At 74.8% G+C, this 3,162-nt stretch carries 4 protein-coding genes; 3 read left to right on the top strand and 1 reads right to left on the bottom strand.

Annotated features, from left to right (window positions below):
* The first annotated feature begins 36 nt into the window (after positions 1-36).
* From BIU97_RS13205 to BIU97_RS13195, 3 genes are all read left to right on the top strand, one after another.
* On the top strand, positions 37-969 hold the full coding sequence (locus tag BIU97_RS13205; protein ID WP_071260714.1) for an NADP-dependent oxidoreductase: 933 nt from the start codon (positions 37-39) through the stop codon (positions 967-969).
* An 87-nt stretch (positions 970-1,056) separates the two neighbouring features.
* Positions 1,057-2,052, top strand: a complete 996-nt coding sequence (locus BIU97_RS13200; RefSeq protein ID WP_071260712.1) for an alpha/beta hydrolase — start codon at positions 1,057-1,059, stop codon at positions 2,050-2,052.
* A gap of 9 nt (positions 2,053-2,061) precedes the next feature.
* The gene (locus BIU97_RS13195; protein WP_071260710.1) at positions 2,062-2,619 is read left to right on the top strand and encodes a GNAT family N-acetyltransferase; all 558 of its coding nucleotides are present in this window, start codon (positions 2,062-2,064) and stop codon (positions 2,617-2,619) included.
* A 7-nt stretch (positions 2,620-2,626) separates the two neighbouring features.
* On the opposite strand, the gene BIU97_RS13190 is transcribed toward BIU97_RS13195, so the two are convergent.
* The coding region (locus tag BIU97_RS13190; protein WP_217640112.1) for an AAA family ATPase at positions 2,627-3,162 on the bottom strand (536 nt) is incomplete at its 5' end.

Genomic DNA, 3,162 nt, shown 5'->3' with positions numbered 1-3,162 from the left:
CTTCGAACTCGAAGCAACGGACACGAGGAGTCCATCATGAAGGCAGTACGGTTCCACGAGGTCGGCGGTCCCGAGGTCCTGCGACAGGAGGACGTCGACCTGCCGGTCCCCGCCGCCGGTCAGGTGCGGGTACGGGTCGCCGCGTCCGCGTTCAACGCCGCGGACAACGGCATGCGCGCGGGCTTCCTGCCGATCCCGGTGCAGCTGCCGCACGTCCCCGGGTACGACGTGTCCGGCACGGTCGACGCCCTCGGCGACGGCGTCGAGGACCTCGCCGTCGGTGAAGCGGTCGTCGGGTTCCTGCCGATGGAGCGGGACGGCGGCGCGGCCGAGTACGTCGTCGCACCGGCCACGGCCCTGGTCGCCGCCCCGACGAGCATCCCCCTCGCCGACGCCGCGGCGCTGCCGTCGGTCGCCCTGACCGCGTGGCAGGCGCTGTTCGACGACGGCCGTCTGCAGGCCGGTCAGCGCGTGCTGATCGTCGGCGCCGGCGGTGTCGTCGGCAAGTACGCGATCCAGCTCGCGAAGCGCGCCGGCGTGCACGTCGTCGCCACGGCCAGCCCGCGCAGCGCCGAGGCGGTCCGCGCCGCGGGCGCCGACCAGGTCGTGGACCACACCGCCTCCGACCTGCTCGACGCGATCGACGGGCAGGTCGACGTGCTCCTCAACCTGGCGCCGATCGACCCGGACGAGTTCGCGGCCGACGTCGCCGCCGTCCGTGACGGCGGCGCGGTCGTCAGCACCACCGCGTTCATGGCCACGCCGGACGACGCGTCCCGATCGGTGCGGGCGGCGACGGTGTTCGTGCTGCCGGACCGCGACCGGCTCGCCGAGCTGGTGTCCCTCGTCGACGCCGGGGAGCTCACCGTCGAGGTGACCCGGCGGATCCCGCTCGCCGAGCTGCCCGCCCTGCACGCCGAGGCGAGCGTGGGACGCGTCGTCGGCAAGGTCGTCGTCCTCGCCTCCTGAGCACGGGGATGCCGGCGGGACGGTACCGGGACACCTCGGGGGCGCCGCCGGGGCACCCCGGCGAGCGCCGCCGGATACGCTCGCCCCATGGTGGACGAGCACTGGCACGAGGACGTCCTCGGGGCGCCGTACGAGCGGCTCGAACTGCCCCTCGCCCCCGATGCCGAGGGGCCCGTCGTCGCCACCCTCGTCCGGCGCCGGCACACGCCCACCGACATGCTGCTGCACGGCCGCGGCCCGTTGCACGGGGTCGACGTGCTGTACGTGCACGGCTGGTCGGACTACTTCTTCCAGGTCGAGCTCGCGGAACGGCTCGAGCGCCTCGGCGGGCGGTTCCACGCGCTCGACCTGCGGAAGTACGGGCGGAGCCTCCGCCCGCACCAGACGCCCGGTGACGTGTCCGACCTCGCCGTCTACGACGAGGACATCGCCGCGGCGCTCGACGCGATCTCCGCCGAGCACCCCGGCCCCACGCGTCGCCGCCTGGTCCCGATGGGCCACTCGACCGGTGGCCTCACCCTGTCGCTCTGGGCCGCCCGGCACCGCGACCTCGTCGACGGCCTGGTGCTCAACAGCCCGTGGCTCGAGTTCCAGGCGACCGCGGTCGGCCGGGCCCTGATGACCCCTGTGGTCCGGCTCGGGGCCCGGCGGAACCCCCTGGCCCCGATGCCCGCCGTCGACCCCGGGTTCTACACGCGCACGGTGTCGGCCGCCGGCGAGGGCTCGTGGACGTACGACCAGCAGTGGCGTCCGGACCGCGGGTTCCCCCTGCACCCCGGGTGGCTCGCCGCCGTGTTCGACGGCCAGGCACAGGTCGAGCACGGCCTCGGGCTCGAGGTCCCCGTGCTCGTGCTCCTGAGCGACAAGAGCATGCTGCAGCCCCGGTGGGACCCGGGGATGGCGCACGCCGACGTCGCCCTGAACGTCGACACGGTGGCCCACCGGGCGCTCTCGCTCGGCACCGAGGTCACCGTCCGCCGTCTCGCCGGCGCCGTGCACGACGTCGTGCTGTCCGCTCCAGACGTGCGGGAGCACGCCTACGACGCGATCGCGCGCTGGTCGACCACGCTGCCCGCCCGCTAGCGTGACGGCATGACCGAGCGCGCCGTCCGACTCACCCGCCTCGACCCGACCGGCCCGGACCGCGACGCCCTGGTCGACTTCCTGTCGTCGGAAGAGTTCCCGTTCCACGTCCGCCGGCGCATCGGCCGGGCGGACGCCGTGGCCGCCGTCGACGCCGGGGCGTACCGCGACGACGAGCACGACACGTTCTGGCTCGACCACGACGAGCACGGCCGCCTCGGCATCGTCCGGCTCGAGGACCTCGAGGACCCCGTCCCGCTGTTCGACCTGCGCATCGCCGGCGCGCACCGCGGGCGCGGGCTCGGCACCCCGGCCCTGCGTGCCGTGACCGACCACGTGTTCCGCACGATGCCGGAGGTCACCCGCTTCGAGGGTCAGACCCGCGAGGACAACACCGCCATGCGCCGCGTCTTCGTCCGCGCCGGCTGGGTGAAGGAGGCGCACTACCGCGAGGGCTGGCCGGTCGAGGGCGGCACCGCGGTCGCCTCCGTCGGCTACGGGGTCCTGCGCCGCGACTGGGAGTCGGGCGAGACGACGCCGGTGCCGTGGGACGACGACGTGCGCTGACGCGCCGTCAGACCGGACGCAGCCACCCGACGATCGACGGCAGCGCCGGGTCGTACCCGTCGGTCGTGTCGACCTCGAGCAGCGGGACCCCGAGCGCGAGCGGCTCGGTCACCAGGGGCGCGTTGCGGGCGACGCGGTCGTTGACCGCTCGCGGGTGCCCCCGAGCGACGAACCGTTCGGACGCGAGTGCCGACCGGCAGTGCACGTTCCGGACGTCGCCCGCGGGCACGAGCACCGACCGCACGTCGGCCTCGGACTGGTCGCGGTACAGCGTCGCGTCCGCGACGACACTGCACCCCGCCGCCGCCAGGTGCGCCGTCGCCGACCAGAACAGCCGGACACCGTGCGGCACGACCGCGTCGCGGTCGTACCCGGAACCGGCCGAGAGACCCGCGTACAGCTGGTCGCGGTCCACCCGCGGCCAGCCGAGCTCGGCGGCGAGCGCCGCGGCGAGCGTCGTCTTGCCACTCCCCGGAGCACCGCTGATGAGCACGATCGTCGCCACGCGCACGACGCTACCCGGCACCGGACGGGAGGCCCGTG

The sequence above is a fragment of the Curtobacterium sp. MCBA15_009 genome (genome assembly GCF_001864895.1).
GTDB lineage: Bacteria > Actinomycetota > Actinomycetes > Actinomycetales > Microbacteriaceae > Curtobacterium.
The sequence above is the reverse complement of the archived record's forward strand: the minus strand, read 5'-3'. Positions and strand labels throughout refer to the sequence as shown.

Excerpts from the sequence above, each read along its gene's own strand:
- BIU97_RS13205 (WP_071260714.1), top strand. The coding sequence starts at position 37 with ATGAAGGCAGTACGGTTCCACGAGGTCGGCGGTCCCGAGGTCCTGCGA.
- BIU97_RS13200 (WP_071260712.1), top strand. The coding sequence starts at position 1,057 with ATGGTGGACGAGCACTGGCACGAGGACGTCCTCGGGGCGCCGTACGAG.
- BIU97_RS13195 (WP_071260710.1), top strand. The coding sequence starts at position 2,062 with ATGACCGAGCGCGCCGTCCGACTCACCCGCCTCGACCCGACCGGCCCG.